The 4724-nt window shown below is 65.3% G+C and carries 3 protein-coding genes; all 3 read right to left on the bottom strand.

From position 1 onward, the window contains the following. A partial coding sequence (locus BG35_RS0106635; RefSeq protein WP_034417580.1) for a DEAD/DEAH box helicase occupies positions 1-1562 on the bottom strand: 1562 nt, incomplete at its 3' end. Between the two features lie 343 nt (positions 1563-1905). Beyond that, a complete protein-coding gene (gene cysS, locus BG35_RS0106630; protein WP_025782216.1) occupies positions 1906-3339 on the bottom strand; it encodes a cysteine--tRNA ligase in 1434 nt (477 codons plus the stop codon). Positions 3340-3692: 353 nt separating this feature from the next. Then, positions 3693-4724: DNA polymerase (locus BG35_RS0106625; RefSeq protein WP_025782215.1), on the bottom strand; the 1032-nt coding region annotated here is incomplete at its 5' end.

Genomic DNA, 4724 nt, shown 5'->3' with positions numbered 1-4724 from the left:
CCTTCAGGTAGATCCTTGGGTAGATCCACGGTGCTGTGTTCGTCAAAAATATGAATCCGGCCGATGGATTGGCCGCGGATGCCCGCCTGATTGGCCAGGGCGCCCACAATGTTGCCGGGCTTGACCCGGTGTTTCCAGCCCACCTCAATGCGATAGCGGTCCATGTGGGCCGCCAGGGGCCGGGACTGGCGCCGTGGGTTCAGTCCCAGCACAGGCTCTTCCATGGACCACGCGAACGGCTTGGCGCCCTGCACAAGCTGGGCAAGGGCCGCGGCAATGTTTTCCACAGGCAGGTCCTGCTCTGCGCTTAACTCCTGCACCAGCTTTTCGAAGAGGGGCACGTCCGCCCCGTCCAGCGCCCCAAGGACACGCTCCTTGAAGCGCTGCCGCCGCCGCCGATTGACCGTATCGACATCGGGGAACTCCATCACCTCAAGCTGCCGGCCGGTGGTCCGCTCAATGGCCTGCACCAGACGGCGCTCCCGGGGGGTGGCCAGCAACAGGGCCCGCCCCTGGCGCCCAGCCCGGCCGGTGCGGCCGATGCGATGGACATAGGCCTCCGCATCCAGGGGAACGTCGTAGTTGATCACCATGGCGATGCGCTCCACGTCAATGCCCCGGGCCGCCACGTCCGTGGCCACCACCACGTCCACCCGGCCGGACCGCAGCCGCTCAATCACCTGCTCCCGCTGGCTTTGGGCCACGTCGCCGTTGAGGGCCGCGCAGTGGTAGCCATGGCCGTCCAGGGCGGTGGCCACTTCCACCGTGGCCTGCTTGGTGCGCACGAACACCATGGTGGCCGCACTGGCTTCCGTGTCCAGCACCTGCACCAGGGCCCGCAGCTTCTGGCTGGCATGGACCATGAGCAACTGTTGGCGGATGCGCTGGGTATCGGCCTTGGAGGCGGCAATGGTGACCTGGGCGGGATCCTGGAGAAACCGCCCCGAGAGTTGGCGCACCTCCGGCGGCATGGTGGCGGAGAAGAGCATCAACTGACGCTCCTGAGGCGTCCGCTCCATGATCCAGGTCACGTCGTCGATAAAGCCCATGCGCAGCATCTCGTCAGCCTCATCCAGCACCAGGCCGCGCAAGCCGTCCAGGTTGAGGGTGCCTTGCCGCATGTGGTCCATGATCCGTCCGGGAGTCCCCACCACCACCTGGGCGCCCCGCCTCAGGCCCTGAAGCTGGGGTCGGAAATCACTGCCCCCATAAATGGGTAGAACCTGCAACTGGGGCAGTTGCGCCCCATAGCGGGCGAAGGACTTGGCCACCTGCAGGGCCAGTTCCCGGGTAGGCGTCAGCACCAGCACCTGGCAACAGCGTTGCTCAGCCGCCAGGCCGTGGAGACAGGGGAGGGCAAAGGCCGCCGTTTTGCCCGTCCCCGTCTGGGCCTGGCCAATCAGGTCACGGCCTTGCAGCAGCAGGGGGATGGTCCGGGCCTGCACCGGGGAGGGCTGCTGATAGCCACTGGCGGCGAGGGCCTGGAGCAGCTCAGGGCGCAGGCCGAAGCCGGCAAAGCCGACGGCTGGCGAACCAGCCGACAACACGGGGTCGGATGTCATGGGGAAAAAGACAAAGAGTTGTTCCGGGAACGACTGCAACTCTTTGCCAGGCCTTCAGCAGCGTTGGGGGAGGCTGCTGCCGTTGATGGGTTGATGGCGGTGAGCTGAAACCTGACTTCCACCTCGTCCCGAGGATTCCTTCTCCCGGGCAAGGCGCGCCTTGCCCGGTTCAGGTGGGTTACCGCTTCGCGGCCAGGGGCGGGCGAACCCGTCCTACCTCCGGCTCCACAGTCGTTTAGCGTCTCCGCAAGCCCTGCGGCGACGTGTGCCTGGTATTGCACTGCCATGAGCTTAGCAGCCCTCGCACCTCGGTGCAAGGGGGCGAGAGTTGGGACGCGCCGGTTCAAGCCCGCAGCCAGTGGGTGGCGCCGTCGGGACGGTCAACGAGGGTGATCCCCTGGGAAAGCAGTTCGCTGCGGATGCGATCCGCCGTGGCAAAATCCCGGTTCTGCCGGGCAATGCGGCGCTCTTGAATGGCGGCAACAACGGCGGCGTCCCCTGCGCCTGGGGCGTCCTCTGGGGAGGCGACAGCCTCAAGACCCAGCACCCCGGCCAACTCCACCAGGCTGCGCCAGGTCCCCTCCATCTCACGGTCCTGGGCCGTCGCCTCCCCACCCCGCTGCAGGCGGTGGGCCAAAGCCCGCAGGGGGCGGGCCAGGGCAAACAACACCGCCAGGGCGCCGGAGCTGTTCAGGTCATCATCCAGAGCATTGGCAAAGGCTTCGTGCTGGTCCGGGCAGCTTTGCCGGGGATCACGCCAGCCCAGTTGGGCGCCGTGGCGCTCCCCCACTTGCAGGGCAATCTCCAACCCCTCCCAGCCACTGGCGGCGGCGGCCATGGCCTCCCGGGTGAAGTCCAGCGGTTTGCGGTAGTGGGCCTGGAGCACGAACAGGCGCAGCGCCATGGGGCTGATCCCTTCGTCCAGCAATGCCTGGATGGTGGTGAAGTTCCCCAGGGACTTGGACATCTTGGCCGCGTCCACGTTGACCATGCCGTTGTGGAGCCAGAAGTTGGCCAGGGGGCGACCCGTGGCCGTTTCCGACTGGGCGATTTCGTTCTCGTGGTGGGGAAAAACCAGGTCCGCCCCCCCCAGATGCATATCAATGGTGTCCCCAAACATCTGATGGATCATGGCGGAACACTCGATATGCCACCCGGGCCGCCCCACCCCCCATGGAGACGGATAACCGGGCTCGTCGGATCGGGACCGTTTCCACAGGGCAAAATCAAAAGGATGGCGCTTGCGGTCCGTTTCCTCCTCCGCCAGACGACCACTGGCCCCTTCCTGCTGCTGCTGGAGATTCCGCCCGCTCAGCTTGCCGTACTGCCGGGCCTTTGTTACCGCAAAATACACGTCGCCGTCGGCGGAATAGGCGGCCCCCTTGGCCTCCAGCCGGGCAATCATGGCCTGAATCTGACCCAGGCAACGGGTGGCCCGGGGATAGTTGTCGGCCCGCAGAATATTGAGGGAATCCATGTCCGCAAAGAAGCCGGCAATGTTCCGCTCGGTGACAACCTCCACGCTGCTGCCTTCCGCCTCGGCCCGTTGGATGATCTTGTCGTCAATATCGGTAAAGTTCTGAATAAACCGCACTGCAAAGCCCTGCCACCGCAAGTAGCGGCGCAGCACGTCCCAGACGATATAGCTGCGGGCATGGCCAAGATGGCAGGCGTCGTACACCGTGACCCCGCAGCAATAGATGGAGACGGCAGGGGGATGGCGGGGGGTAAAAACCTCTTGTCGGTCGGTGAGGGTGTTGTGGAGCCTGAGAACCATTGGAGGGGGATGGAGTCGCCTTGACATCCTCCCCGCCCTGAGAGGGACGGGATTCCTTCTCGGATTCAGCGGTTGCCTCCTCCTTCAGGTGGGTTCCTGCTTCATGGCCAAGTGCGGGCGAACCCGTCTTACCTGCAGCTCCACAGGCGTTTAACGACTCGGCGAGCCCCGCCGCGTCGATTGGGGCCGGAGCTTGGTTTTTGCGCCAGCCTCCCCAGTGTAGCACGTTTTCCGAGGATGGACACCGCCCTGAAGGGCAGGGCTTGTATCCCTGGACAGCTATGTCAAGGCAGGCTGTCATCCCTCTCCTGCCACGATCCTCCGGTTGGCCTGTTACGGGGCCAGCCGGCCGGCTACTTGGCCTCCATCCAGTTGGACCCTGAACGGGCCTCCACCCGGAGGGGCGCCCGCAACTCCACAACGGTTTCCATGGTGTGGCGCACCAAGTCCATGACCTGGGCACAGACCTCCGGCGTCGCCTCCAGCACCAGTTCGTCATGGACCTGAAGCAGAAGCCGGGCGGACAAAGGCTCCAGCGCACCATGGAGCCGCACCATGGCCAGTTTGATGATGTCGGCGCTGGAGCCTTGAATGGGGGCATTGGCGGCGGCGCGCAATTGCTGCGCTTCCAGGCCGCTACGACGGGCCTGGTTCAGATCAATGGCCATGGGGTCGCAACCCCGGTATCGCCCCAACCCCTGGGGGGCAAAATGAAACCGCCGCCGGCGCCCCAGCAGGGTTTCCACATACCCCTGACTGAGGGCCAACCGCTCCTGCAACTCCAGAAACGCGAACACCCGCGGGTAGCGGTTGTGGTAGCGGTCCAGAAACTCCTGCGCCTCGCCCCTGGACACCCCGGCGGCCCGGGCAAACCGCTGGGGTCCCATGCCGTAGATCACCCCGAAGTTGATGGTTTTGCCCAGGCGGCGCTCTTCGGCGCTCACCTCTTTCTTGTCCAGCAGGAGCCGGGCGGTGAGCCCATGGACGTCATCTCCCCGGTTGTAGGCCTCCAGCAGCAGGGGCTCCCCGCAGAGATGGGCCAGAATCCGCAGTTCAATCTGGGAATAATCCGCGCTGATCAGTTGCCAGCCAGGCTTGGGAAGAAAGGCCCGGCGCACCTGACGGCTGAAGGCCGTGCGGATGGGAATGTTCTGAAGGTTGGGGTTGCTGCTGGAGAGACGCCCCGTGGCGGTGACCGCCTGGTTGAAATCCGTATGCACCCGCCCGGTGGCGGGCTCCACCAGGGCCGGCAGGGCATCCACGTAGGCGCCTTTCAGTTTGCTGAGGGTGCGATGCTGCAGGATGATGTTCACCACCGGGTGATCCCCCGCCAGGCGCTCCAGCACCACGGCATCGGTGCTGTAGCCGGTTTTGGTCTTGCGGGA

It is taken from the genome of Candidatus Synechococcus spongiarum SH4, assembly GCF_000586015.1.
Lineage (GTDB): Bacteria > Cyanobacteriota > Cyanobacteriia > PCC-6307 > Cyanobiaceae > Synechococcus_B > Synechococcus_B spongiarum_F.
The sequence above is the reverse complement of the archived record's forward strand: the minus strand, read 5'-3'. Positions and strand labels throughout refer to the sequence as shown.

Bases quoted from the DNA above. Each gene is read 5' to 3' on its own strand.
- cysS (WP_025782216.1), bottom strand. From the start codon at position 3,339: ATGGTTCTCAGGCTCCACAACACCCTCACCGACCGACAAGAGGTTTTT.